The following is a 26,037-nucleotide window of genomic DNA, read 5'->3' as shown; positions in this document are numbered from 1 at the left end:
ATGACCACCACGTTTGACCTGGCCATCAACAACGCACGCATCATCGACGGCACCGGAGCCCCGGCCCGGAGCGGCGCCGTCGGGATCCGCGGCGGCAGGATCGCCGCCGTCTCCGATACGGTCCTGCAGGCCGCCGCCGTCATCAACGCCGGCGGACAGGTGCTGGCCCCCGGCTTCATTGACCTGCACTCGCACGCGGACTTCACGCTGGGAACCGACCCGCAGGCACTCACCCAGATCAGCCAGGGCGTCACCACCCTGCTGACCGGCAACTGCGGGAGCTCCCCGTTTCCGTTGAAGGATGTAGACGCGCTGAAGAGCGCGGCGTCATTCCTCGAACCCGTGCTGCCCTGGGACTGGCAGGATGCCTCCGGTTTTGCCGGCAGCCTGGCCGCTGCCCGGCCTGCCGTCAACACCGCGCTGCAGGTGGGCCACAGCGCCCTCCGGCTGGCAGTGATCGGTGACGAACAGCGGGCACCGGCGCCGGGTGAACTGGAGCAGATGCAGGACCTGCTCCGGGAGGCTGCTGCCCAGGGGGTGAGGGGTTATTCAACCGGACTGATCTACGCACCGTGTTCCTATGCCAGCACCGAGGAGGTCACCGCGCTGGCGCAGACAGCCGCCGACTGCGGGATGCTTTACTCCACCCACATGCGCAATGAGACGGACCACCTGCTCGAGGCCGTGGCGGAGGCCATCGCCGTCGCCCGGGCCACCGGCGTGCGGCTGGAAATCTCCCACATCAAGGCCATGGGTCCGCGGAACCACGGCAAAGTCGCTGACGCCCTGCAGCTGATGGCCGATGCCCGGGCGGAAGGGCTGGACGTCACGGCAGACGTGTATCCCTACACGGCCTCCAGCACCACGCTGAACTCACGGCTTCCGGACTGGAGCCTCGACGGCGGCGGGCCGGCGCTGCTGGCCCGGCTCGCCGATCCGACCGAACGCCGGCGGATCAGCACCGCGCTGGCACAGCGCTTCGAAGGCGAAATCGACCCGGCAGGAATCGTCCTGGCCAGCATGCCGCAGGGGAAATACTCGCCGTGGATCGGTCACCCGCTGACGGACGCTGCGTCCGCCGCCGGACTCTCTCCGGCAGACGCGGCCCTGGATGTCCTCGCAGAGCACCGGGCAACCGTGGCGATCGTTAACCACGCCATGGCCGACGCCGATGTCGAGGCCGCGCTGCGGGATCCGTTCGTCGCCGTCGCCAGCGACGGCTGGATCATGACGGAGTCCGGTGCGGGAACCCCCCACCCGCGCAGCTTCGGAACCTTCACCCGGGTGCTGGGCCGTTACGTCCGGGAACTGGGCACCATTTCCCTGGAGGAGGCCGTGCGCAAGATGACCTCGCTGCCCGCCGGCCGCGCCGGCCTGACGGACCGCGGAACCATCGGCGTCGGAAAGGCGGCGGACCTGACGGTCTTTGACCCGGAATCGGTCGCGGACCACTCCACCTACAGCGAGCCCTGGCAGCTCTCCACCGGCATCACACACGTTGTCGTGGGCGGGGAAACCGTCTGGGCCGACGGCGCGGCGACGGGCGTCCGGGCCGGACGCGTCCTTTAGGGGGGCCGTGACAGTGCACGGGCATGGAACAGTACACGAAACGAGAGTTGGGAACGGGATTTTGGAAACAATGAGTGGGCCTGCACGGCGGGAAAGAATCCTGCAGGCCGCGGTGGCCGGGGGGCTGCTTGAGCCGGAGGAAATACCGCTGGCCGCGTTCCTGGACCTTGACCTGGCCGCTGAGAACGTCGCTGCCCTGATGCGCGCTTTCCCCGCCGGGGTCCAGGTGCTGCACGCGTTTGCCGCGAAAGCGAACTCCATTGTTCCGGTCCTGGCCGGGCTGCGTGACCTCGGCATGGGCTGTGAGGTGGCCAGTGAGGGGGAATTGGCCCAGGCGCTGGCCGCCGGGTTCTCCCCGCAGGAAATCGTCTTCGATTCCCCCGCAAAGACCGCCAGGGAACTGCGTCAGGCGCTCGCCGCCGGCATCGCCCTGAACATTGACAACTTCCAGGAACTGGAGCGGATCAACGCGATCCGGACGCGGAACCCCAGCGGATCTTCCCTGGGCCTGCGGATCAATCCGCAGATCGGCCTGGGCGGAATCGCCGCGATGAGTACGGCCGGCGCGTCCTCCAAGTTCGGTGTGCCGCTCCAGGACCCGGGGCTGCGCGAGCAGATCCTGGCTGCGTACGCCGCGGACCCCGCGATGAACCGGATCCATACCCACGTGGGATCGCAGGGCTGCCCCCTGCCGCTCATCGGTGCGGGCATTGCCAAGGTGGTGGACGTGGCGGAGGAAGTGAACCGGCGCGCGGGTTTCCAGCAGATCAGGACAATCGACATCGGCGGCGGCCTGCCGGTCGACTTTGAGTCCGATGAGCCGGTGGCTGCCTTCGATGCGTATGTTGCCCAACTTCAGGAAAGCGCTCCCGCCCTGTTCAGCGGCGGCTACTCCGTGGTGACCGAGTTTGGCCGCAGCATCCTGGCCAAGGCGGGGTTCACTGCGGCCTTCGTGGAATACACCAAGGTGTCCGGCGGCCAGCACATCGCGATTACCCATGCCGGTGCGCAGGTTGCCACACGCACGGTGTTCATGCCGGAAGCCTGGCCGCTCCGGGTCTCCGCCCACACCGCGGACGGCAGCCGGAAAGCCGGCGCGGAGGTTGGCCAGGATGTGGCCGGGCCCTGCTGCTTCGCCGGTGACGTGGTTGCCCGTAACCGGGACCTGCCCCTGCTGGAACCGGGGGATCTGGTGGCCCTGCTCGACACCGGCGCCTACTACGCCAGCACCCCGTTCACCTACAACTCGATCCAGCAGCCGCCGGTTTACGGCGCGGCCCTCGAAGATAACGGCGGCGTCCGGTTCACCCTGCTCCGGGGGCAGCAGAGCATGGAGGCCCTGCTGGAGGCCAGCGGGAAGGTGTTGCACGCCGCGGACCGGACGCCCTGGCCGCGTGCTCTCGTGGCGGAATAGGCCGCCGTGCCGGCCTCCCCGGCGGGCACGGCGCCCGGCCGCACAGTACGATGCGGCTATGTTGTCCCACATCGACACGGAATCCGTGAACCGAATCCTCCGGAAAGCTTCTGTCGAGGAAGAGTTTTCCGGAACCATTCACCTGGCGCGCGGAGCCGAGGAGCTGTTCTCGGGCGCGTACGGGGTGGCATCCCGGCGGTGGAACGTGCCGGTTACGTTGGGCACCCGGTTCGACGTCGCCTCCGTCACTAAGCTCTTCACCGCGGTGGCGGTGCTGCAGCAGGTGGACGCAGGAACTCTCGCCCTTGATAGTCCGATAAGCCGGTTCGTTGAGCTCGAAGGCACCCGGATAGAGCCGGAGATCACCATCGGCCAGCTACTGACCCACACCTCAGGCATCGGGGACGACGCCGACGAGGAAGCAGGCGAATCCTATGAAGACCTGTGGACTGACAAGCCAACCTACACGGTCACCCGGACGGCGGATTTCCTGCCGCAGTTCGTGCATAAGGAACCGAACTTCGCCCCGGGCGCCGGCTGCCGCTACTGCAACTGCGGCTACATCCTCGCCGGGCTTGCGCTGGAGGCAGTGAGCGGCAGGAGCTACCGGGACTATGTGCGCGAACAGGTGTTCGCGGCGGCGGGCATGGAGGATTCAGGGTTCTTTTCAATGCGCGACGCCGTCCGGAATGTCGCGGAGGGCTGGGACCCGGTCCGCGATGAGGCCGGGACGGTGATCTCCTGGCGGCAGAACATTTTCAGCTACCCGCCCATCGGCTCGCCGGACGTGGGTGCCCACGCAACGGCGTCGGACCTGATCCGGTTCCTGGACGCCGTCCGGGACGGAAAGCTGCTGTCCGCTGAGTCCACGGCAGCGTTCCTCACGCCGCAGGTCAAGCACTCGGGCCTGGACGCCGGTGAGCTGCATTACGGCTTGGGGCTTGAGTTCCGGCTGGGTCCCACAGGCGAGGTCCGCTCGCTGTACAAGGACGGAATCAACGCCGGGGCCAGTGCCTTCCTGGGCTATTACCCCGATGCGGATGTGACCCTGGCGCTGGTATCCAACTCCGAAGACGGGGTGTGGGGACCGCTACGGGAGGTCACTTCCCTGCTGGAGGCTGGCTGACGGTCGGAGGCGGCCCGAGGCGGGGTGGCAGGAAGTTGGAAATGCTCACTCACGGTCTGAATGTCCCGGACGCGGTCGGCGGGTATCCACCCAGATACGCTCTGCTGCGAAAGCGGCTCGTTGGATGAGAAAGGGGAGAAGTCCCAATAGGCGATCATCCGGCGCTGATCAGACTCGTGCCAGTCGTTGGACTGCATGACTGCAAGCCTCCCTTCCCCGTCTTCAGCCAGTATCTGAACCCTCCGGTTTCGCCCCAGGTCTCCCGTGACCGTAACCCGGACAATGCCTGAGACCTCCGTGGCGGGCACGGACAGCACATGCTCCAACGGGGTGGCGGCGAAATTACTGGGGTGGCGGCGGATGCTCCTCCAGTTACCGCCGGGGCGTTCGTCAGACCGGCTGACCAGGGTCAGCATTCCGTCCTCGCTTGGCCGGACATTCCGGAGCTCGTACTCCCGCCCCTGCCAAGTTCCGAATTTTGCGGTGAGCTTGGACCCGTCGGCGCGCCATCTGCTGACCCCGGATACAAAGGTGCGTTCCTCTTCCAAGTGCTCTGCTTTCTTTTTGGGTGTGTCTAGTCTGCGGCAACCTTATCCGGCCGCAGCACCGCAAACACCCGCATGTCCCGCCGCTCACCGCCAGCCAGCGGATAATCCCGGCGCAAGCCTTCGGGCGCGTACCCGGCACACTCGGCGGTTCGGACCGACGCGGCGTTCCAAGGCTCAATGAACAGCTCGATGCGCCTCAGACCAGGCAGGGACCAGCCGAAGGCAGTCAGAGCGGCGAGTGCGTCGGCTGCCAAACCCCTGCCCCGAAAGCCAGGAGCAATGGCGTACCCCGCGCTCGCGTGTCCGTGTGCAAGGTGCTGCACCCAAAGCCCGCAGTGCCCCACCGGCAGGCTCGATGCCCGTTCTTCGATGGTGAAGGAGAAGCCCCGGCCTTCCCGGTGCCGGCCCTGCTGCCGTCTCACCCAGGCCAGCGCCTCCTGTTCGCCGGCGTTCAGCGGAAGCGTTCCGGTGGCGCACACATAGGGGTCCGTGGCCAGTGCCATCGCCATGCCGGCATCGCTGCTGTTCACCGGACGCAGCAGCACCCGGCCGAAGCCCGGGGCGCCGGCCGGCCACGGCGGCAGGGGCATGGCATCTTTCGGCATGGCACCCAGTATTGGGCACCGCGGCCGCCAGCGGCGACAAGCGGACCGGCAGCGGCGGCGGTAACCTTGAAGCGGATCCGATGAACGGCCCCGGCACTCCGCCCCGGCCGCCGGATTTCCCCGTACCCGAAATGGAACCGCCTTGTCCTTTCCTGCCGTCCCTTCACCGGAGACAGTCCCCGCACCGGACGCCCCCACCGCACGGCAGACCGTGCTGGGCACCCTGCGCTCGCCGCGCCTGCTGAAGACCGAAGTGCTTGCGGGTCTCGTCGTCGCTCTGGCACTCATCCCGGAGGCGATCGCCTTCTCGGTGATCGCCGGCGTCGATCCGCGGATGGGCCTGTTCGCGTCCTTCACCATGGCCGTCACCATTGCCTTCGTTGGCGGCCGTCCCGCCATGATTTCCGCCGCCACCGGGGCGGTCGCCCTGGTGATCGCACCCGTGGTGGCCATGTACGGCGTCGACTACCTGGTGCCGACGGTGATCCTCGCCGGTGTGCTGCAGATCCTGTTGGCCTTGGCAGGCGTGGCGAAGCTGATGCGCTTCATTCCGCGTTCGGTGATGGTGGGCTTCGTGAACGCGCTCGCCATCCTGGTGTTCTCCTCCCAGCTGCCTGAACTCATTGGCGTGCCCTGGCTGGTGTACCCGGTTGTCGCCGTCGGACTCCTCATCGTGTTCCTGCTGCCGCGGCGAACGACGGCGGTGCCCGCGCCGCTGGTCGCGATTGTGCTCCTCACGGTCGCCGCAGTGGCCGCGGGCTGGAACATTCCCACCGTGGGGGATAAGGGTGCGCTGCCGGACAGCCTGCCGTCGCTCCTTTTCCCGGACGTGCCGATGACTCTGGAAACCCTTGAACGGATCCTTCCCTACGCCGTGGCGATGGCCTTCGTGGGCCTGCTCGAGTCCCTGTTGACCGCCAAGCTGGTGGATGACATCACCGATACCCGCTCCTCCAAACCCCGTGAGGCGGCAGGGCAGGGCATCGCGAACATCGTCACCGGATTCTTCGGCGGAATGGGCGGCTGCGCCGTCGTCGGGCAGACCATGATGAACGTGAAGGCCTCCGGTGCGCGCACCCGCATCTCCACTTTCCTCGCAGGGGTGTTCCTGCTGATTCTGGTGGTGGTGCTGGGCGACGTCGTGGCGCTGATCCCCATGGCCGCGCTGGTCGCCGTGATGATCTTCGTCGCGTACGCCGCGTTCGACTGGCACAGTATCCGCCCCTCCACGCTGCGCCGCATGCCAAAGTCGGAGACCGCCGTCATGCTCATCACCGTGCTGGCCACGGTTCTCACGCATAACCTGGCGATCGGCGTCGGAGCCGGAGTGCTGGCCGCCATGGTGCTCTTCGCCCGGCGGGTGGCGCATTTCGTCACCGTGCAGCGCACCCTGGCGGACGACGGCGGCACCGTCACCTACCTGGTGCACGGCGAGCTGTTCTTCGCCTCCTCCAATGACCTCTATAGGCAGTTCGAGTACGCCGCCGATCCCGCGAAGGCGGTGATTGACCTGAGCGGCTCGCACGTCTGGGATGCCTCGACGGTGGCGGCACTGGATTCAATCACCGAGAAGTACCGGTCCCGCGGCAAAACCGTGGAAATTGCTGGCCTGAACCGCGCGTCAGCCGCCATTCGGGAGAAGCTGACGGGGAACCTGCCGTAGCGGGCGCACAGCAACCTCGAGAGGCCACTTACGGCTCTTTTGAGCGTTCAAAGGAGCCCTAACGGGCCTCTCGAGGGGAAGAGAACCGTTGACTTTCTCAACTATTGTAGACAGGATGAGGTGAACCCGCTGGTCAGCTACAACAGGAAGTGCCCCACCCATGGTTTACACACTCGGCCTCGACGTCGCGGCCCTGGATGCCATTGACACCCACGTCCACATTGAAGTGGATGATCACGGGCACAACGCCCTTCCGCAGCCGCTGGTGGACGCGGCATCCAAGCACTTCAAGACCGACGGCCCCCGTCCCGGGCTCGATGAGATCGCCGCGTACTACCGGGAGCGGAAAACGGCAGCCGTCGTCTTCACCGTGGACGCTTCCAAGGCCCTGGGCCATTCTCCAAACTCCAGCGAGGACATCGCCGAAGGGGCAGCCCGCAACAACGACGTCCTGATTCCCTTCGGCTCGGTGGATCCCACCGCGGGTGCCGACGCGCTGGCCCGCGCCAAGGTCCTAGCCGGGGACTACGGGGTGCGCGGCTTCAAGTTCCATCCCACCGTGCAGAACTTCGACCCCAGCGACCGCACGTTCTACCCGCTCTGGTCCCTGATCCAGGACCTCGGAGTGCCGGCACTGTTCCACACCGGCCAGACCGGCATCGGCTCCGGGCTTCCGGGCGGATTCGGCCTCAAGCTGGGCCTGTCCAACCCCATGCTGCTCGACGCCGTCGCCGCCGATTTCCCGGACCTGCAGATCATCATGGCCCATCCCTCCGTCCCGTGGCAGGACGAAGCCATCGCCGTGGCCACGCACAAGGCCAACGTGTGGATCGACCTCTCCGGCTGGTCTCCCAAGTACTTCCCGGCGAACCTGGTGCGGCACGCAAACTCGCTGCTGCAGGACAAGGTCCTCTTCGGATCGGACTACCCGCTGATCACCCCCGACAGGTGGCGGCGTGACTTCGATGCCCTGGACATGAAGGACGAAGTCCGCCCCAAGATCCTGAAGGAGAACGCCGTCCGCCTGCTCGGACTCGGATCATGAGCGGGCTCTACCCGGCAGATCGGTACGGCTACTCGGAACTGCTGACCGGCCCCGAGCAGGAAGCCCTGGCCAAACTGCGGGCCGTCCTGGACGAACAGGTTTCCCCGCTGCTGGCCGACTACTGGGAGGCCGGCGAGTTCCCGGAACAGGTCCGCCGGCCCCTGGTGGACCTCAACCTGATGGAACCCGACGGCGCCACCGACAGCCGTGGCCGTACCTCCGGACTCTACGGCGGGTTCCGAAACTTCGAACTGGCCCGCACGGACGCCTCGGTGGCCACGTACTACAACGCCCAGTCCGGCCTGTTCCGCTCCACCGTCCTGCACGGCGGCAGCACCGAACAGGCCGCCGAGCTGGACCCCGGGATCCGCTCCTTCGAGTACACCGGTGTCTTCGCGCTCACCGAACCGGAGCACGGTTCGGACATTGCCGGCGGACTGGCTACTTCCGCCCGCCGCGACGGCGACGGCTGGATCATCGACGGCGCTAAGCGCTGGATCGGAGGGGCCGGCACCGCTGATGTGCTGGCCGTCTTCGCGCGGGATGTGGCCGACGGGCAGGTCAAGGCGTTCCTGGTGCCGCGGCAGGCCGAGGGTGTCACGCTCACCAAGATCCTGCGCAAGACCTCGCTGCGGATGATGCAGAACTTCGACATTAAGCTCCGCGGCGTCCGGGTCCCGGACTCCGCACGGCTGGCGAACATCAATTCCTTCAAGGACGTTGCTGCCCTGATGCGCCGGCTGCGCTCCGACGTCGCCTGGATTGCCACCGGGATGCAGGCCGGCGCCTATGAGGCAGCTGTCCGGTACACCCTGGAGCGGGAACAGTTCGGCAAGCCGCTGGCCTCCTTTCAGCTTACGCAGCAGAAACTTGCCACGATGCTGGCCAACCTCACGGCGTCCCTGGGCATGGTGGTGCGGCTGACCCAGCGGCAGGAGGAAGGCATCTTCCGCGACGAGGACTCGGCCATGGCCAAGATGTTCACCTGCACGTCGCTGAGGGAGACTGTCGCGCTGGCCCGCGAAGTGGTGGGCGGCAACGGCATCACCCTGGACACCGGCGTCGCGCGTTTCCACGCCGATGCGGAGGCGGTCTACTCCTACGAAGGTACCCACGACATCAACGCCCTGATCCTGGGCCGCTCAATCACGGGAGTGGGCGCCTTCCGCTGATAGTCTCGGCGCGCATGGAGAAGAATCTTGCGGAGTTCCTGGCCAGCTTCAACACGGCCATAGAGCTGGCCCAGCAGCAGCGTACCCAGTCCACCGGGCGCGAAAGGCTCCGGGACGTTATCAGCCGGCATCTCGGAGTGTCCGCCCAGGACGTGCCCATCGTGACCGAGGAAATCCCCTTCCACCGGTTCGCAGACGTGGACATTGCGCTGGAACGGCTGGCGCTGGAGGACCCGGGGAACTCGCTGATCGGTCTGGGCGGAGGCCAGCAGCGGCAGCACCTGAGCCTCGCGGACGTGGCACAGGAGGACGGCTACGGCTTCATCAATGTAGGCCAGCCGGACTACGTCAACGTAGCCGTGGGCCCGCAGGAAAGCAGGGAAGCCGTAGCGTTGGGCATCCGGCTGTTCCGCCATGGCGGCGTGCCGGTGGCCGTGATGCAGCGCAACGGCAACGCCCAGACGGGCAGCCCGAACGTGAACCTCGCCGTCATGGCCCTGGAACGGTCCGCCGCAGCGGCGGTGCTGGCAGCAGTTCACGGGGACCTTAGGTCCAACAGCGTCCTGCGGGGACAAGTGGTGTCCCTGGGCTTTGACCCGTACGGCCAAAGCGGCGCCGGCGTCACATTCCTGGAACGGCCGGAGCTCTCCCGCGATGAGGTGATCCTGCCCGAGGGCGTGCTTGACCGCGTCCGCAGCCACGTCCTGGGGATCGCCGGGCACCGCGGCCGCCTCCAGGCGGCCGGGCAGCACCTCAAACGCGGCGTGCTGCTCTACGGCCCGCCCGGAACCGGCAAGACCCACACCGTCCGGCACCTGCTCAGTGAAAGCCCGGGCACGACGGCAGTGCTGCTCACCGGCGCGGCACTGGGCGCCATCTCCCAGGCCGCGAGCCTTGCCCGTGCCATGGCCCCGTCCCTGGTGGTGCTGGAGGACATCGATCTGGTGGCTGAGGACCGCAGCATGGGCCACGGCCCCCAGCCGCTGCTGTTCCAGGTCCTCGACGCGCTGGACGGACTCGACGCCGATGCGGACATCGCGTTCGTCATGACCACCAACCGTGCGGACGTGCTTGAGCCCGCCCTCGCGCAGCGGCCCGGACGGGTGGACCTTGCGGTAGAGATCCCGCTGCCGGACGAAGCCGACCGGATGCGGCTGCTGCAGCTCTACGCCCCGGCGGGCACGTTCTCCGACGCCGTGCTGGCAGAGGTTGCCGGAAAGGCTGAGGGGGCTACGGCGTCGTTCGCCCGGGAACTGATCCGCCGGGCTATCCTGGCAGCCGCGGAAGCCGGCGAGGAGCCCGCAGACGCACACCTGCTCTCGGCTGCGGAAGACCTTTCCGGCCAGCGGGAAGCCATGACGCGCAGTCTGCTCGGCGGTGCGGACCCGGCGGCCGGTTTCGCGGCGAACGGATCGGGTCCGTTTCCGGGCACATCCGGACCGGGTATCGCCTGGTCCTGAGGCAGCACCTCACAAACCGGGGCGGCCGCGCGTCTACAGTATGTGGAAGTGAAACCGTTCGAAGCGATCGTCAGGGAACACGGAGCCGTGGTGCTGCGCGTCTGCCGCGCTGTCCTGGGCCCGGACGACGCCGAGGACGCGTGGTCGGAGACGTTCCTCGCGGCGCTGCGTGCCTATCCCTCGCTGCCGCCGGGCGCGAATGTGCAGGCCTGGCTGGTGACGATCGCCAAACGCAAAGCGATTGACGCGACCCGGGCTGACGCGCGCCGTCCGGTTCCGGTCCCCGACTTGCCGGAGCGGGCCGAACCGGAGACCGCCGGGTTTGGGGAGCACGACGGCCTGTGGGCGGCGCTCCGGAACCTCCCGCAGCGCCAGCGCGAAACCCTGGCCTATCACCACCTTGCCGGACTGCCCTTCGCGGAGGTCGCCGTCATCCTGGGCAGCACGGAGGCCGCCTGCCGGCGTTCTGCCGCAGATGGCATGAAGAAACTGCGAACACTGGAAGCGGAGGACCTGCGATGACGCCAAACACCCTGGACATGCTCAGCACCGGTGAAGATGCCACGCTGGTCCGCCTGCACGCGCGGCTGTCCAGCGCGGCGCAGGAGCAGGATCTGCTCGACGTCGCCTACACCGTGATGCCCTCACCCGTGGGGGAGCTGCTGCTCGCCGCCACCCCGGCCGGGCTGGTGCGGGTCGGGTTCGGCATCGAAGGGCACGACGCCGTGCTGGCGCAGCTGGCGCTCCGCGTCAGCCCGCGGATCCTGGAAGCTCCGGAGCGACTCGCCGAGCCTGTCCGTCAGTTGGGTCAGTACTTCGCCGGAACCCGCAGGGAGTTTAGCCTGCCGCTCGATTTCCGCCTGGCCACCGGCTTCCGGCGCACCGTCGTCGAGCGCCTGGCTGACATCGGCTACGGCTCGACGGCCAGCTACGCCGCCCTCGCTGCCCTCGCCGGGAACCCCGGAGCCGTCCGCGCGGCGGGCACCGCCTGTGCCCGGAATCCGCTGCCGGTGGTGGTGCCCTGCCACCGCGTGGTGCGCTCGGACGGCAAGATCGGCAACTACCTGGGCGGCACGGAAGCCAAGGCCGCCCTCCTGGCGATGGAGGCTGCAGCATGACCGGCCAGCTGTTCCCCCGCGAACGTTCCGCACCCTCGGCAGGGGCCGTTCACGTACCCGGCTGGTTGGAACCCTCCCGCCAGCGCGGGATCGTCGAAGCCTGCCGGGCCTGGGCGGTGGGGCCGGTCCCCATGCGCTCCGCGGTGCTGCCCGGCGGGCACAGGATGTCGGTTCAGACCGTCTGCCTCGGCTGGCACTGGCAGCCATACAAATACACCCGAACGGCCGACGACGCCGGCGGCGGCCGCGTTGCCGACGTCCCGGAGTGGCTGATTGAACTGGGGCGGAACGCCCTCCGAGCCGCGTACTTCGCGGAAGGGGAGGCTGGCTACGCACCGGACATCATGGCGCCGGAGGACTACACCCCGGACACGGCCCTGATCAACTTCTACGCCCACGGCGCGCACATGGGAATGCACCAGGACAAGGATGAGCGATCGAGCGCACCCGTGGTCTCCATCAGCATCGGCGACACCTGCATATTCCGGTTCGGGAATACACAGACCCGCACCAAGCCCTACACCGACCTGGAACTGGTCTCCGGGGACCTGTTCGTGTTCGGCGGGCCTTCCCGCTTCGCCTACCACGGGGTGCCAAAGACCCTTCCCGGTACCGCTGGTCCGGCGACCGGACTCGACTCCGGGCGGATCAACATCACCCTGCGCATGACCGGGCTCGGGTGACCGGCCTGCCCGGGGAGAGGACCCACCGCATCCCGGTGCCTGAGCCGTTTCCCTGGATTCCGCTGGTCCGAAGCCTCGCCGCCCACGCCGTGCCCGGCCTTGAATCCGTGCAGTTCGACGGCGCGTCCGCGTCGGTCACCCGGCTGCTGCCGGCGTCCGGGGGTCATTCGTCCGAAAGGCCGACACAGCAAAGTCCGGTGCTGGCTGAGGTCCGGTTCGGGGCTCCGGACAGTGTGACGGTGCGGTTTGCCGGCGGGACCCCGGCGGAGGACGAGGCTGCGCTGGCCCGGCTGCGCAGCTGGCTGGACCTGGATGCCCCGGGCGCCGCCGTCGACCATTTCCTCTCCGGGTTTCCGCTCCTGGCTCCGCTGGTGGAGGCACGGCCGGGACTTCGGATCCCCGGCAGTGTGGATCCGTGGGAAACCGCCGTGCTGACCGTGCTGGGGCAGCAGGTTTCGCTGGCTGCGGCACGGACCTTCGGGTCCCGGCTCGTCGCCGAATTCGGCACCCGGGGCCCCGGAGGTTTTTGGCTCTTTCCGTCACCGCAGCGCCTGGCCGGCGCCAGTGCGGACGAGCTGCAGGCTGCCATGCGGATCACCGGTTCCCGGGCACGGACTATCCAGGTGCTGGCAGAAGCAGTGGCCGGCGGGCTGGAGCTGGCAGGGAGCGCTGCCGGCACCCGTGCCGAGCTCCTGGCACTGCCGGGAATCGGTCCCTGGACCGTGGATTACCTGGCGGTGCGGGCCGCCGGGGACCGGGACGCGTTCGTGCCCGGGGACCTGGTACTGCGCCGGGCGCTCGGCGTGGGTACCCCGTGGGAGGCCGCGGCGCTGGCGGAACCGTGGCGGCCGTGGCGTGCCTACGCGCTGTTCCATCTCTGGACCGCTGCGGCGTATGACGCCCCCGCAGCAAGGGCGGCCTCCGGCCGGCTGGCGAATGTCAGGACCCCATAAGGGCGAGCACCAGGGCGAGCAGCGCCGGAATGCCCCGGATGAGCGCGATCCGTACCAGTGGCCACCTGCTGGCCAGCAGCACCACCGAGGCCAGCACCATGCAGGCCGTAGAGAAGCTGATCAGCGTCAAACCGGCCACGGGACTGCTCACCCCCAGCAGCAGCACTCCCAGTACCGCACCCACGCCGAGGAACAGATTGTAGAAGCCCTGCGTGTAGGCCAGCGGCTGGGTGGTCTCCGCGTCGACGGAGGATGTGATTCCGTACACGCCCATGGTCTCCGGAACGTTCCAGCGAAGGGACTCCAGCACGAAGAAGTAGAAGTGGACGGCGGCGGAGACCAGGGTGAAGATTGCGGCAGCGACCAGCACGGAACCCCCTCGGGGCAGGGACCGCGCGGCCGGGCGCCTGTTCGGCAAACCGGTCCGCAGCGGTCCGCGGTCCGGCCAATCCTTGCACTCCGGGCCATGGCCGCCAAGGGTGGGCGGCGCTCCCAGTTGGCGGTGGAGACTAATCGGCGGCTAGCCTTGAACTGGCGGCAGCGCCGCTGTGCCCCGTGGGCGCACCGAGCTGCCCGCCAAAACGCCGTCAACGCCGGTTAGCCCCAAGAACAGCCCCAAAAGGAGCACCTTCGTGCGCACTTCCCGTCCCCTTCGCGCCCTGGCAGTCACCGCCGCCGCAGCGCTGGCGCTAACCGCATGCGGCTCTGACTACCCCCTGGGGGACGAACAGCGCGAAGCTGCCGAGAACAGCACGTCCACGCTTTCCGGCATTATCTCCGGCTCGGGTTCGACAGCCCAGGGCCCGGCTATGGATGCCTGGATCGGCGGATTCCGGGTGCTGCACCCCAAGGTGCAGGTCCAGTACTCCCCGGACGGCTCCGGGGCCGGCCGCAACGCCCTGCTGGCCGGAGCGGTGCAGTTCGCCGGCTCGGACGCCTACCTGCAGGACGAGGAGCTGAGTGAAGCACGCGAGGTCTGCGGGCCCGACGGCGCACTGGACATCCCTGCCTATATCTCCCCGATTGCCGTCGCGTTCAACCTGCCCGGATTCGAGTCGCTGAACATGGACGCGGCCACGATCGCCAAGATCTTCCGCGGCGAGATCGAATACTGGAACGATCCGGCGATCGCAGCCCAGAACCCTGGCGTGGAGCTGCCGGACATCCGGGTCACGCCCGTCAGCCGGGCCGACGATTCCGGTACCACTGAGAACTTCACGGAGTACCTGCACGAAGCCGCTCCCGAGGCCTGGCCGAACAGCCCCTCCGGTTCCTGGCCCGGCGGCCTGGGCGGCGAGAACGCGCAGGGCAGCGCCGGCGTCATCAGCACCGTCACCCGCACAGAAGGATCCGTTGCCTATTCGGATGACTCGGTGGTGGATGACTCGCTGGGCACAGTGAACCTTAAGGTGGGCGAGCAGTACGTGCCGATCAGCGCCGAAGCCGCGTCGATCGCCGTCGAGCAGTCCTCCCGGGTTCCCGGACGCGGCGCCCATGACATAGCCCTGCACCTGGACCGCACCACCACGGCTCCCGGCGCGTATCCGCTGGTGCTGATCTCCTACCAGATCTTCTGCAGCAGCTACGAGGATGCCGACACTGTGGAGCTCGTGCAGTCCTTTGGGCAGTACGTCATCAGCCCCGAGGGCCAGGAAGCCTCCGCTGACGCCGCCAAGTCCGCGCCGATTCCTCAGGGCCTGGCGGAGGATGCCAGGGCGGCGGTCGAGAGCATCACCACGCGCCGGTAGCTGCGGCCCCGAGCACCCCTGCGCAGCTGAATCCAGCCGCTGGGAAGGCCGTTTACCGTTCCGGCGGTCATTCGCTGCCTGCCTTGCCCGGCGGTCTTCCCTGGACCCCTTGCGCCCTTCAGAGGCCGGTGGCACCGTGGACCTACCGCGACGGAAAGGGGGCAGGGAATGCAGCCCATCAGGATCGAACGATGGTGGCCGTATCTCGACATCACTGCAAAACAGTGGCTGCGGGAGAACCTCCGGCAGGACGGAATTCCGCCCAAGGTCCAGGACCGGATTGCCGAGGCAGGGGGACCCGTCATAGATCCCATCCTCGATATAAGGGACTGGGACTTCATCGAAACCCAGTCCGAGCTGGTCGATTAGGACAGTTGCCCCGCCTAGTGTGCTCATTTGAGTGGGCGGTCGATGCTCACATGATAAATTGAGCTGCACCTATCCGCTCGTCCAACAGGTGTGACCCATGAGTAAGCTGAAAACCGAGTCCCTGGCCGGCCTTTCCGAGGCGCTGGCCGTTCCGACCTACGACCGCTCCGCCGTGAGCACCGGCATAGTGCACTTTGGGGTGGGCGGATTCCACCGCGCGCACCAGGCCATGTACCTGGACCGGCTGATGAATGACGGAAAGGCCCTGGACTGGGGCATTTGCGGCGTGGGCGTGCTGCCGCAGGACGCAGCGATGAAGTCCGTCATGGACGCGCAGGACTGCCTCTACACCCTGGTACTCAAGAACCCGGATGGAACGCGGGAAGGCAGGGTCATCGGCTCCATTACCGAATACCTGCTGGCTCCGGAGGACCCGGAAGCAGTTCTTGCCAAGATGGCCTCGCCGCAGACGCGGATCGTGTCCCTGACCATTACCGAGGGCGGCTACAACTTCCACCACGTCACCGGGGAGTTCGACGCCGGCAACCCCGCCGTGCAGGCGGACCTGGCCCCCGGAGCGGTCCCGGCCACGGTCTTCGGGCTGGTCACCGAGGCCCTCGCCCGGCGCCGCGAGGCCGGCACTGCGCCGTTCACCGTGATGTCCTGCGACAACATCCAGGGCAACGGCGACGTTGCCCGCCGCATGTTCACGGCGTTCGCGGACCTGCGGGATCCGGAACTGGGGGAGTGGGTACGCGCCAACGTGGCCTTCCCCAATTCAATGGTGGACCGCATTACCCCGGTCACCACGGATACCGACCGGGACATGGTGGCGGAGGACTTCGGCGTCGAGGACGCCTGGCCGGTGGTCAGCGAAGACTTTGAGCAGTGGGTCCTGGAGGATCACTTCCCGCAGGGCCGCCCGCCCTTCGAGGACGCCGGGGTGCAGGTGGTGGACGACGTCGAGCCCTACGAACTCATGAAGCTGCGGCTGCTCAACGCCAGCCACCAGGGACAGTGCTACTTCGGCTACCTTGCCGGGTACCGGTACGCCCACGAGGTCTGCCAGGATCCGCTCTTCTCCCGCTTCCTGCTGGACTACATGGAACGCGAGGCCACGCCCACGCTCAAGCCGCTGCCCGGCGTGGACCTCGATGCGTACCGGCACAAGCTGATCGAACGCTTCTCCAACGAACACGTCCGGGACACCCTGGCCCGGCTCTGCGCCGAGAGCTCAGACCGGATTCCCAAGTGGCTGCTGCCCGTCATCCGCGAAAACCTCGACGCCGGCGGGGAGATCCACCGCTCGGCGGCCATCGTGGCCAGCTGGGCCCGCTACGCCGAAGGCACGGACGAGCAGGGTGCGGACATCGACGTCGTCGACCGGCTGCGGAAACCCCTGATGGCTGCCGCAGCGCGCAACCGCGAAGACCCACTGGCCTTCGTTGCCCAGTCTGAGCTCTTCGGAGACCTGGCTTCCAATGACCGCTTCGTCGACGCCTATACGCGGGCGCTGGCCGTCCTGCACGACGCCGGTTCCCGCGCCACGGTCGAAGGGCTTGCCGCTGAGGGTGCCTGACGGGCCCGGGTGCCGGAACGCAGGCTAGCGGGCGGTGTCCGCCGGCTCCGGTGCGTCAGCCGGCGCCGGCCGGGTGCTGGCCGGCAGCGCCGCGGCCGCCGCAAACACGAGGACCAGCGCCGCACCCCAGATGATGGCTGCGAGGTTGCCGCCCACCAGGAACGGGAAGTTCCAGATGGAGAGAGCCAGCACGCCGAGCAGGCCGATCCCGCCGGCCACGCCCGCGGCCCGCACTCCGCCGGGAGCAGACACACCGCGCGTACCGAAGCTGACGGTGGCGAAGCTGGTCAGGGTCATCATGACAATCACGCCAATGGCCCCTGCCCCGGAGTACCAGGTGTAGATCTCCAGTACTGGATCCAGCTGGGCGGCGGCGGAGACCAGCACGACGGCGGCGGTTACGCCGGTCACCCAGAAGGAGGCGCGTGAGGGTGCCCCGTGGGCGGGGTGGACGGCGGCCAGGCGGACCGGCAGCACCCCGCGCTGGCCCAGGGTGAAGAGGTAGCGGGAGACGATGTTGTGGAAGGCCAGCATGCAGGCGAACATGCTCGTCACCACCAGGACCTGGACAATGTCCGTCATGACCGGGGCGAGGATCTCCCCGGCGAAGCCCACCACCACGCTGTCCGGGCTGTCCGTGGCCAGGGCGACGGCGTTGCCGGCCCCGAGGCCGCTGATGATCAGCCAGGAGGAGAGGATGTACAACGCGCCGATGGAGAGCACCGCGATGTAGGTGGCCCGCGGAACGGTGCGCTCCGGGTCCTTGGCCTCGTTGCGGAACACCGCCGTCGCCTCGAAGCCGAAGAAGCCGAGGAAGGCGAACAGCAGGCCCAGGCCCGGTGCGCCGGACATGGCTTCGGCCGGGCTGAAAGGAACGGAGGTCAGTTCGCGGCCGGAGAAGAGGACGCCCAGGTCGATGGCCAGGACGGCGGCGACCTCCAGGACCAGGACGGCGCCCAGCACCTTCGCGGAAAGGTTGATGTCCCGGTAGCCCAGGAAGCCGACGACGGCGATCATGGCAGCAGAGACGGCCCACCAGGGAACCTGGACTCCGGACCAGAGCTCAATCAGATTTCCTGCCTGCACACCCAGATAGCAGGTCATTGAGACCGTGAGCAGGACGTAGGCAAAGAGCGCCAGCCCGGCAGTGCCGAGCCCGGCACGGCGGCCCAGCCCCCGGTCCACGTAGGAGTAGAAGGCGCCGGCATCCGGCACGTGCGGCGTCATCCAGGCGTAGCCGACCGAGAACAGCAGCAGGATCGCCGTGGCAGCCAGCACCATCAGGGGCATTCCGGCTGATTCGGAGACGGAGAGGATGAGGGGGAAGTTTGCCGCGACAACGGTGATGGGTGCCGCAGCGGCGACGACCATCAGGACGATTCCGGGCACGCCAAGCCTGCGGGTGAGTGTGGTTTTCAACGGTTTCCTTAGCTCTGTGGCCGGTTTATCTCCAGCCGGCACAGAGCCGATTTTAGTAAACCGCCGGTTCCAGCCCTTCATAAGCGTGTCACACACGGCGTTCGGCGAAACGAAAAGACCCTGATCCGGCGAACCGGATCAGGGTCTTTTCTCGTGGTTGCGGGGGCAAGATTTGAACTTGCGACCTCTGGGTTATGAGCCCAGCGAGCTACCGAACTGCTCCACCCCGCGGCGTGCTTAGAACTCTACCGCACCCCTGCCGGAGGGACTAATCGGGTGGCGGGGGTCACTTCCCGGAGAGAGCGACGGCAAGGTCTTCATCAATGAGCAAGGTGGTGACAAATCCGGCGGCGAGCACGGCCCGCACGGCATCGGCGCGGGCCGCTCCCTGTGCCACCGCCACCACCCGGGGTGTGTTCCGGAGCTGGTCCAGGCTGACGGCGAGCACCCGTTCATCCAGTTCCGAGCGCACGGGCCGGCCTTCGGCGTCGATCAGCCGCCCGGAGCATTCGGCCACCGCGCCGGCCTGGGCCGCTTCCAGCTTCAGGTGGTTGTCCACGCGGTTCCATACCGTGGAGAGTCCCGGAAGCCAGGCTCCGACTGCCACCACGGCGGCATCCAGCGAGCCGGCCTTGGCGAGGGTATTCCCGATCTCCGGCTGGCGGCGCAGGCTCTGCGCGGTCAGCGCATTTTCGACGACGAGCGGAGCCCACAGCGGCCAGGTGGCAACGCCGTCGTGCCGGCCCAGGTTCTGGATGAGTTCCAGCGAGTTGCCGCTTCCGGGAACCGGCAGGGCTCCGGCCAGCTGCACGATGTTGCACGGCGGCAGGTTGGTCACATAGCGGGCTGCCAGGTCCAGGGTGCGGGACCAGGAAACCCCGATGCTCGCTCCCGGCGCGGCCGCGGCCATGATTTCCTCCGCGGCCTGCTGGGCCATGGCTTCGCGGGTCGCGTGGTCGTCCGCCCCCGTGGGGCTGATGCGGACGCGTTCGACGCCGAGCGATTCGGCAAGGCGTGCCGGTGTTAGGTCTGCGGCGGCTTCCGGGAAACGGACGTCGATGCGCACGATGCCCAAGGCCCGCGCTTCATCCAGCAGGCGCGCCACCTGGAAACGGGAAATTCCGTAGTTCCGGGCAATGTCCACCTTCGAATGGTTACTGAGGTAGTAATCCCGGCCAATCCTGGCCAGGAGTTCCTCGTGGGACGAACCTGTTCCGGTAATGATTCCGCCCTGCCTGTTTCCGAATGAGCGTTACTTTGTTGCTCATTTGAGTGTATATGACTAGAGTTCCTCACCAAATGAGCGCAAAAAATAATCTCAAATGAGCAAGGGTGACGTATGAGATCAGAACGCAGCCAGCCGCAGCGGCGGCGCGGACGCAGGGCAAGGCAGCTCGCGGCAGCCGCAGCGGCAGCAGCAATGGTGCTAACCGGCTGCGGCAGTGCCAGCGCGGACGGCCGGCAGGAGATCGTGGTGGCCATCGTCTCCAACCCGCAGATGACGGACGCCATCGCACTGCAGGACCGGTTCAAGGAAGAGCACCCCAACGTCGACGTGCGCTTCGTGTCCCTGCCGGAAAATGAAGCCCGGGCCAAGATCACGGCCTCTGTTGCCACCGGCGGCGGCGAGTTCGACGTCGTGATGGTGTCCAATTATGAAACGCCGATGTGGGCGGAAAACGGCTGGCTGACTAACCTGCAGGACTACGCGGACAACACCCAGGGCTATGACCCGGATGACTTCATTCCGAACATCCGCGAGGCGCTCAGCTACGAAGACGATCTTTACTCCGTCCCGTTCTACGGTGAATCAGCCTTCCTCGCCTACCGGGAGGACCTCTTCGAGGACGCCGGGCTGACCATGCCGGAACAGCCCACCTGGGCTGATATTGCCGGATTCGCCGAGACCCTGCACAACCCGGACGAGGGATTCTCCGGCATCTGCCTGCGCGGACTCGCCGGCTGGGGCGAGGTCATGGCCCCGCTGACCACCATGATCAACACCTACGGCGGCAGCTGGTTCGACGAGGACTGGAACGCCACCCTGGACAGCCCCGAAGTCAAAGCCGCAGTCACCGACTACGTAGACCTGATCCGCAATTCCGGCCAGCCCGGGGCGGCAACCAGCGGCTACGGAGACTGCCTGACCCGCTACAGCCAGGGCAACGCGGCCATGTGGTTCGACGCCACCGCCATGGTTTCAACCGTTGAAGATCCGGACTCGTCCCTGGTGGTCGGCAAGACCGCCTACGCTCCCGCACCGGTGGAGGAAACCGACTCGGCCGGCTGGCTGTACTCCTGGTCCCTGGCCATTCCCTCCACCAGCGAAGAAAAGGACGCCGCCTGGGACTTCATCTCCTGGATGACGGACAAGGACTTCATTGAACTGGTGGGCGAGGAAATCAGCTGGGAACGCGTTCCTCCGGGAAGCCGTCTCTCCACCTATGAAATCCCCGAATACGCCGAAGTGGCGCAGGCCTACGCCGAACCCACGCTCTCGGCAATGGCCGGGGCCTCGCAGGACACGTCCATGACGGGCAGCGTGCCCTACCCCGGGCTCCAGTTCGTGGGCATTCCCGAGTTCCAGGACCTCGGAACCCGGGTGGCGCAGCAGGTCTCCGCGGCCATCGCGGGACAAAAAACCGTCGAGGAAGCGCTGGAGCAGTCCCAGCGCTACGCAGAAACCGTCGCCGAGAGCTACCAGTCGGGAGAGAACTGATGACCACACTGGTAGAGCGGCATAACGCGAAGGCGCGCCGCGACGTCGAAAAGCGCCAGTCCGGGGGAATGTCCCGGGCTGAGGGCTGGCGGCGGCGGGGGCCGCTGCTGCCGGCGCTGATCTTCACGATCATCGTCACCCAGGTCCCGTTCCTGTTCACCATCTGGTACTCGCTGCAGAACTGGAACCTGCTCAACCCCGACGGCGACCGGTTCGTCTGGTTCTCCAACTACGTGGAGATCTTCGCCGACTCAACCTTCCGCCAGGCGGCCCTGAACAGCGTCATCTTCACGCTCGGCTGCGTGTTCTTCGCGATGATCCTGGGCATCATCTTCGCCCTGCTCCTGGACCGCTCCTTCGCAGGCCGCGGAATCGTGCGGACCCTGCTGATCACGCCCTTCCTGATCATGCCGGTGGCCGGCTCCCTGCTCTGGTCCGTCTCGATCCTCAACCCCAGCTACGGCCTGCTCAACTGGCTGATCGGGCTGGTGGGCATTTCCCCGGTGGACTGGACCTCCGCCCACCCAATCGCCTCGATCCTGATGTCCCTGGTGTGGCAATGGACGCCGTTCATGATGCTGCTGGTCCTGGCCGGACTGCAGGCCCAGCCCAAGGACGTCCTGGAAGCCGCGCAGGTGGACGGCGCCGGCTGGTGGCGGACGTTCTTCTCCGTCACCCTGCCGCAGCTGCGCCGCTACATCGAGCTGGGCGTCCTGCTCGGCGCGATCTACGTGGTGAACACGTTCGACCAGATCTACCTCATGACCGCCGGCGGCCCCGGCACTGCCAGCGCCAACCTGCCCTTCTACATCTACCAGCGGGCCTTCCTTGGCTTCGACATTGGGCAGGCCGCCGCCATGGGCGTGGTGGTGGTGATTGCCACCATCATCGTGGCCACCTTCGCCCTCCGCCTGATCTTCCGCAGCTTCGACACTAAGGACTAGCCGTGGCCACCCAGACACAGCCGGCTCCGGCTGAACGCACCCCCGCAGCACGGACCTCCGGACAGCGCATGAACCGCAAGCCCAAGCCGCGCGCCGGGGCATCCCTGCTCACGGTCCTCACCTGGATCATCGCCATCGGGTTCTTCTCCCCGGTGCTCTGGATGGTGCTGACCTCCTTCAAGCAGGAATCCGCGGCAGCCTCCAACCCGCCGTCGTTCTTCTTCACCCCCACCCTGGACCAGTACAGGGCGGTGCTGGACGCCGGTGCCGGGACGTACTTCCTCAACTCGGTCATCGCCACGGGCGTCTCCACCCTGCTGGTGGTCATCCTGGCCGTGCCCGCGTCCTACGCGCTGAGCATCCGGCCGGTGAAGCGGACCCAGGATGTGCTGTTCTTCTTCATCTCCACCAAGATGCTGCCCGTGGTGGCCGTGATCATGCCGATCTACGTCATTGCCGGACAGCTGAAGGTCCTGGACAACGTGTGGACCCTGGTGGTGCTCTACACCTCCATGAACCTGCCCATCGCGGTGTGGATGATGCGCTCCTTCTTCCAGGAAGTGCCCTCCGAGGTGCTGGAAGCGGCCCAGATGGACGGTGCGGGACTGCTGAAGACCCTGTGGCGGGTACTGATGCCCATGGTGGCGCCCGGCCTCGCCGCCACCGCCCTGATCTGCGTCATCTTCGCCTGGAACGAGTTCTTCTTCGCGCTGAACCTGACGGCGGCGAAATCCGCCACGGTGCCGGTGTTCCTGGTGTCCCAGATGACCAGCGAGGGACTCTACCTGGCCCAGCTTTCCGCGGCCTCCGTGCTCGCATCCCTGCCGGTGGTCCTGGCCGGCTGGGTGGCACAGAAACAGCTGGTGCGCGGCCTGTCGATGGGAGCGGTCAAGTGAGCATTTCCGAATCCATGTCCGTTTCAGTGCTGGACGGACCCGGAAAACTGAGCCTGGAGGACCGGCCCGTGCCGGTGCCCGGACCGGGAGAAGTCCTGGTGCGGATCGCCTCGGTGGGCGTCTGCGGGTCGGACACGCACTACTACCATGAGGGCCGGATCGGCAGCTTCGTCGTCGAGGCGCCGCTGGTCCTGGGCCACGAAGCGTCCGGCCGGATCGAAGCGGCGGGCGACGGCGTCGACCCCTCCCTGGTGGGGCAGCGGGTGTCGCTGGAGCCGGGCATTCCGCAGCCGTACTCGAAGCAGACACTGGCCGGGCACTACAACCTCGACCCGGACGTGCGCTTCTTCGCCACCCCGCCGGTGGACGGCGCCTTCGCTGAATATGTGGTGCATCCGGCGGCGTTCGCCCACCCTGTCCCGGATCGGCTCTCCGATGATGCGGCCGCCCTGCTGGAACCGCTGAGCGTGGCGCTCGCCGCCCGAGCTGCCGGGAAAGTGCAGCTGGGGGACCGGGTGCTCATAGCGGGCGCCGGACCAATTGGCCTGCTGGTCTCCGCCGTGTGCGCGCTCGCCGGCGCCGAGGTCACCGTGACTGACGTCCGTGCCGAACGGCTGGAAGTTGCCGGCCGGTACGGTGCCGCGCACACCTTCACAGTCGCGGAGGCTGCTGAGCCGGAACCGGAATACCAGGTGTTCATTGACGCCACCGGGGCTGAGCCGGCCGTCCTCGCCGGCATGCAGCGCCTGGCCCCGTGCGGCCGCTGCGTCCTGGTGGGCATGGGAGCGGACACCATCGCCCTGCCGGTCCCGCTGGTCCAGGGCCGGGAACTGCGCATCACCGGCACCTTCCGCTACGCCAACACCTGGCCGCTGGCGGTGTCCCTGGCCGGGCAGGGGCTGGTTGACCTGGAAGGGCTCGTCACGTCCCGGCACGCGTTGAACGACGTCGAAGCGGCGCTGGTCGCCGGCGCCCGGGAGGGTGCGCTGAAGGCCGTCGTCGTTCCGTAACCGTTTCCGTTCCTCCCCGCCCCTCCCATCGAGATGACAGAAACTGCCCGTATGGGCGCTCATACGGGCAGTTTCTGTCATCTCGATGGGGAGTAAGAGGCCGCCGCGGCAGTTGCCACCCGCCGGCCGGCTTCAACCGGGTAGGCCGGATATCCGCGCAGATACGCGGCAAGCGTGCCGTTGTAGGCCAGCACGACGTCGTCCGCCAGGTCCGCGGCATGCTCGCCGGCCAGCGGCTTGGCAAAGTGCCGCAGCCTCTCGGTCAGCAAAGCGGTATCCGCGGCGAGGACGGCGGCGATTTCCTCGCCGGCGTCGGGCAGTTCGGTGGCAGTGGCCAGGAAGGCACACCAGCGGGCCGCCGGCTGCCGGGCACGGAAGGCGGCCAGCGCATCGAAGACGGACAGCAGCCGGTCCAGGTCGCTGCCTGCCTTCACCGCGCACCCGTCCCACACCGACTGCCATTCGGCGAGCCGGACGCGCAGGGCCTCCGCCACGAGTCCGTCTTTGCTGCCGAAATGCGAATAGAGGCTGGCAGCGGACACCTTGGCGGCGCCCAGCACCTCATCCACACCCGTGGCGCGAATGCCTCGGTCGAAGAACACTTCTTCCGCCGCCGCGAGCAGCCGCTCGCGCGCCGGGACTTTCTGGCCGGTAGTCATGGGCCAACTCTAGCCAGCCTTGTTCCAGAACGATAGTTCTGTTTGACTGTAACGATCGTTCTGGTTCGGAAGTCGGGAGTCTTCAATGCAGTGGAAGCTGGTGGCCAGTGGGCTGGCCCTGATCGCGGCGACCTATGGGCTGGCCCGGTTCGGGTACGGGCTCTTCCTGCCGGGCTTCGCGGAGGCTTTCGAGATGGGCCCCGGCCTGTCCGGGGTGATCCAGGCCGGCAGCTTCCTCTCCTACTGCGGAACTGCCCTGTTCGCAGCCCGGCTGGGATTCCGGCCCCGCCTGGTCGTGCTGCTGGCCGGAACAACCGCCGCGCTGGGGTCCGCGGGAGTGGCGCTTGCCCCTAATGCAGCAGTGCTTGCTGGCGCGGTGGTGCTCGCTGGGGCCGGAGCGGGGTTTGCGACCCCGGGACTCGTGAGCCTGATCGAATCCAACGTGGAGGCCCGGCGGCAGGAAAACGCACAGGCCATCGTCAATTCGGGAACGGGCGCCGGCCTGGTGGCGGCCGGGGTGCTGCTGATCCTGGTGGCAGGGCAGTGGAGGCTGGGCTGGGCGGTGATTGCCGTCGTCGTTATCCTGGCGACCGCTGCGACGCTCGCCTCCGACCGGAAGGCAGTCCGTCCCGAGCAAAAGAAGCCGGCACCGCGGATGCCGGGCCTCGTGGAACCGGCACTGCTGCGCCGGCCGCTGATCGCCGCGGGTTTGGCGGGAGCGTCAAGTGCCGCCGTCTGGACGTTCGGCCGAACGGTCCTGGCTGCCGGCAGCGAAGGGGAGCTGCACTCGATCGCGGCCTGGATGATGTTGGGTGGATTCGGGATGCTGGGTGCCGCGGCCGGAAGCATCGTGCAGGCATGGAGCCTGCGGACCGCGTGGACCACGACGGCGCTGCTGATGTCCGGCGGTACCCTCCTTCTGCCGGCGGGGCAGGCAGTACCCGCGGCGGGCTATGCCTCAGCGGCTGTTTTCGGCGCCAGTTACATCGCCCTGAGCGGAGTGCTGATCGTATGGGCGGTCCGGACCGTTCCGGAGCAGGGTGCCCCTGGGACCGTGTTCCTCTTTATCGCGCTCGCCGTTGGCCAGGCCGCCGGATCCGTGGGCCTGGGCGCCGTGCTTCAGCCGCAGGCGCCGCTGCCCGCTTTCGGTCTGGCTGCCGCCGTCGGCCTGCTGGCGATCGCCCCTGTCTGGCTGCGCGGGCGCACGGACCGGGAGCCTTTGGCCAGCACCAATTCATCGAGATGACAGAAACGGCTCTTTACAGCTCTGTAACGTGCACTTTCTGCCATCTCGATGGGGCGTTTTGGTCAGGCCACAGGGTAGCTCGTAGCGTAGTC

At 67.4% G+C, this 26,037-nt stretch carries 24 protein-coding genes and 1 tRNA gene; 19 read left to right on the top strand and 6 right to left on the bottom strand.

The window, feature by feature from the left end:
- From ITX31_RS10340 to ITX31_RS10330, 3 genes are all read left to right on the top strand, one after another.
- The gene (locus tag ITX31_RS10340) at positions 1-1,569 is read left to right on the top strand and encodes an N-acyl-D-amino-acid deacylase family protein (protein WP_194783280.1); all 1,569 of its coding nucleotides are present in this window, start codon (positions 1-3) and stop codon (positions 1,567-1,569) included.
- Positions 1,570-1,639: 70 nt separating this feature from the next.
- Positions 1,640-2,983: a diaminopimelate decarboxylase gene (locus ITX31_RS10335; protein ID WP_194783279.1), complete on the top strand. Its 1,344-nt coding sequence runs from the start codon at positions 1,640-1,642 to the stop codon at positions 2,981-2,983.
- 58 nt (positions 2,984-3,041) lie between these two features.
- Entirely contained in the window at positions 3,042-4,109 is a 1,068-nt protein-coding gene (locus tag ITX31_RS10330) for a serine hydrolase domain-containing protein (RefSeq protein WP_194783278.1), read from the top strand.
- Between the two features lie 574 nt (positions 4,110-4,683).
- Here ITX31_RS10330 and ITX31_RS10325 read toward each other — a convergent pair.
- Entirely contained in the window at positions 4,684-5,262 is a 579-nt protein-coding gene (locus ITX31_RS10325; protein ID WP_228529135.1) for a GNAT family N-acetyltransferase, read from the bottom strand.
- Positions 5,263-5,404: 142 nt separating this feature from the next.
- Between ITX31_RS10325 and ITX31_RS10320 the strand changes: the two genes are divergently transcribed.
- The 8 genes from ITX31_RS10320 (at position 5,405) to ITX31_RS10285 (ending at position 13,356) form a co-directional block, all read left to right on the top strand.
- The gene (locus tag ITX31_RS10320) at positions 5,405-6,925 is read left to right on the top strand and encodes a SulP family inorganic anion transporter (protein ID WP_194783277.1); all 1,521 of its coding nucleotides are present in this window, start codon (positions 5,405-5,407) and stop codon (positions 6,923-6,925) included.
- Between the two features lie 160 nt (positions 6,926-7,085).
- Positions 7,086-7,970 (top strand): amidohydrolase family protein, encoded by an 885-nt coding sequence (locus tag ITX31_RS10315; RefSeq protein ID WP_194783276.1) that lies wholly within the window; start codon positions 7,086-7,088, stop codon positions 7,968-7,970.
- Positions 7,967-9,142, top strand: coding sequence for an acyl-CoA dehydrogenase family protein (locus tag ITX31_RS10310; RefSeq protein ID WP_194783275.1), 1,176 nt, complete (start codon positions 7,967-7,969; stop codon positions 9,140-9,142). The genes ITX31_RS10315 and ITX31_RS10310 overlap by 4 nt, the downstream gene beginning before the upstream one ends.
- Positions 9,143-9,156: 14 nt before the next feature.
- Positions 9,157-10,602 carry an ATP-binding protein gene (locus ITX31_RS10305; protein ID WP_194783274.1) on the top strand — a complete coding sequence of 482 codons (1,446 nt, stop codon included), beginning with the start codon at positions 9,157-9,159 and terminating at the stop codon, positions 10,600-10,602.
- A gap of 48 nt (positions 10,603-10,650) precedes the next feature.
- The gene (locus ITX31_RS10300) at positions 10,651-11,124 is read left to right on the top strand and encodes an RNA polymerase sigma factor (protein ID WP_416354806.1); all 474 of its coding nucleotides are present in this window, start codon (positions 10,651-10,653) and stop codon (positions 11,122-11,124) included.
- On the top strand, positions 11,121-11,720 hold the full coding sequence (locus ITX31_RS10295; RefSeq protein WP_194783272.1) for a methylated-DNA--[protein]-cysteine S-methyltransferase: 600 nt from the start codon (positions 11,121-11,123) through the stop codon (positions 11,718-11,720). Before ITX31_RS10300 ends, ITX31_RS10295 begins: the two co-directional genes overlap by 4 nt.
- Positions 11,717-12,403, top strand: coding sequence for an alpha-ketoglutarate-dependent dioxygenase AlkB family protein (locus ITX31_RS10290; RefSeq protein WP_194783271.1), 687 nt, complete (start codon positions 11,717-11,719; stop codon positions 12,401-12,403). Before ITX31_RS10295 ends, ITX31_RS10290 begins: the two co-directional genes overlap by 4 nt.
- 35 nt (positions 12,404-12,438) lie before the next feature.
- Positions 12,439-13,356: a DNA-3-methyladenine glycosylase family protein gene (locus ITX31_RS10285; RefSeq protein WP_323745644.1), complete on the top strand. Its 918-nt coding sequence runs from the start codon at positions 12,439-12,441 to the stop codon at positions 13,354-13,356.
- Here the strand turns inward: ITX31_RS10285 and ITX31_RS10280 are convergent.
- Entirely contained in the window at positions 13,343-13,726 is a 384-nt protein-coding gene (locus ITX31_RS10280) for a DUF1304 domain-containing protein (RefSeq protein WP_194783270.1), read from the bottom strand. The genes ITX31_RS10285 and ITX31_RS10280 overlap by 14 nt on opposite strands.
- Before the next feature lie 262 nt (positions 13,727-13,988).
- On the opposite strand from ITX31_RS10280, the gene pstS reads away from it, so the two are divergent.
- The 3 genes from pstS (at position 13,989) to ITX31_RS10265 (ending at position 17,052) form a co-directional block, all read left to right on the top strand.
- On the top strand, positions 13,989-15,104 hold the full coding sequence (gene pstS, locus ITX31_RS10275; protein WP_194783269.1) for a phosphate ABC transporter substrate-binding protein PstS: 1,116 nt from the start codon (positions 13,989-13,991) through the stop codon (positions 15,102-15,104).
- A gap of 168 nt (positions 15,105-15,272) precedes the next feature.
- A complete protein-coding gene (locus ITX31_RS10270) occupies positions 15,273-15,473 on the top strand; it encodes a hypothetical protein (RefSeq protein ID WP_228529134.1) in 201 nt (66 codons plus the stop codon).
- Positions 15,474-15,570: 97 nt separating this feature from the next.
- Entirely contained in the window at positions 15,571-17,052 is a 1,482-nt protein-coding gene (locus ITX31_RS10265) for a mannitol dehydrogenase family protein (protein ID WP_194783268.1), read from the top strand.
- 24 nt (positions 17,053-17,076) lie between these two features.
- Here ITX31_RS10265 and ITX31_RS10260 read toward each other — a convergent pair whose 3' ends face one another.
- The 3 genes from ITX31_RS10260 to ITX31_RS10250 form a co-directional block, all read right to left on the bottom strand.
- Positions 17,077-18,471 (bottom strand): APC family permease, encoded by a 1,395-nt coding sequence (locus ITX31_RS10260; protein WP_194783267.1) that lies wholly within the window; start codon positions 18,469-18,471, stop codon positions 17,077-17,079.
- 154 nt (positions 18,472-18,625) lie between these two features.
- Positions 18,626-18,702 (bottom strand) — tRNA-Met (locus ITX31_RS10255).
- A 55-nt stretch (positions 18,703-18,757) separates the two neighbouring features.
- Positions 18,758-19,615: a sugar-binding transcriptional regulator gene (locus tag ITX31_RS10250; protein WP_323745642.1), complete on the bottom strand. Its 858-nt coding sequence runs from the start codon at positions 19,613-19,615 to the stop codon at positions 18,758-18,760.
- Between the two features lie 195 nt (positions 19,616-19,810).
- Here ITX31_RS10250 and ITX31_RS10245 point away from each other — a divergent pair, with 195 nt between their 5' ends.
- From ITX31_RS10245 to ITX31_RS10230, 4 genes are all read left to right on the top strand, one after another.
- The gene (locus ITX31_RS10245; protein ID WP_194783266.1) at positions 19,811-21,190 is read left to right on the top strand and encodes an ABC transporter substrate-binding protein; all 1,380 of its coding nucleotides are present in this window, start codon (positions 19,811-19,813) and stop codon (positions 21,188-21,190) included.
- Entirely contained in the window at positions 21,190-22,134 is a 945-nt protein-coding gene (locus tag ITX31_RS10240) for a carbohydrate ABC transporter permease (RefSeq protein ID WP_091600989.1), read from the top strand. The genes ITX31_RS10245 and ITX31_RS10240 overlap by 1 nt, the downstream gene beginning before the upstream one ends.
- Before the next feature lie 68 nt (positions 22,135-22,202).
- Complete coding sequence (locus tag ITX31_RS10235; protein WP_194783617.1) at positions 22,203-23,030, top strand: carbohydrate ABC transporter permease; 828 nt, start codon at positions 22,203-22,205, stop codon at positions 23,028-23,030.
- Positions 23,027-24,040, top strand: coding sequence for an NAD(P)-dependent alcohol dehydrogenase (locus ITX31_RS10230; protein ID WP_323745641.1), 1,014 nt, complete (start codon positions 23,027-23,029; stop codon positions 24,038-24,040). The genes ITX31_RS10235 and ITX31_RS10230 overlap by 4 nt, the downstream gene beginning before the upstream one ends.
- A gap of 77 nt (positions 24,041-24,117) precedes the next feature.
- On the opposite strand, the gene ITX31_RS10225 is transcribed toward ITX31_RS10230, so the two are convergent.
- Positions 24,118-24,699 (bottom strand): TetR/AcrR family transcriptional regulator, encoded by a 582-nt coding sequence (locus ITX31_RS10225; RefSeq protein WP_194783265.1) that lies wholly within the window; start codon positions 24,697-24,699, stop codon positions 24,118-24,120.
- A gap of 85 nt (positions 24,700-24,784) precedes the next feature.
- Here ITX31_RS10225 and ITX31_RS10220 point away from each other — a divergent pair, with 85 nt between their 5' ends.
- Complete coding sequence (locus ITX31_RS10220; protein ID WP_194783264.1) at positions 24,785-25,945, top strand: MFS transporter; 1,161 nt, start codon at positions 24,785-24,787, stop codon at positions 25,943-25,945.
- Positions 25,946-26,037 lie beyond the last annotated feature (92 nt).

Origin of the sequence: Arthrobacter gandavensis, assembly GCF_015355785.1 — a bacterium.
In the GTDB taxonomy this organism is placed as follows: domain Bacteria; phylum Actinomycetota; class Actinomycetes; order Actinomycetales; family Micrococcaceae; genus Arthrobacter_B; species Arthrobacter_B gandavensis_A.
This window is presented reverse-complemented; position numbering and strand designations above follow the sequence as displayed.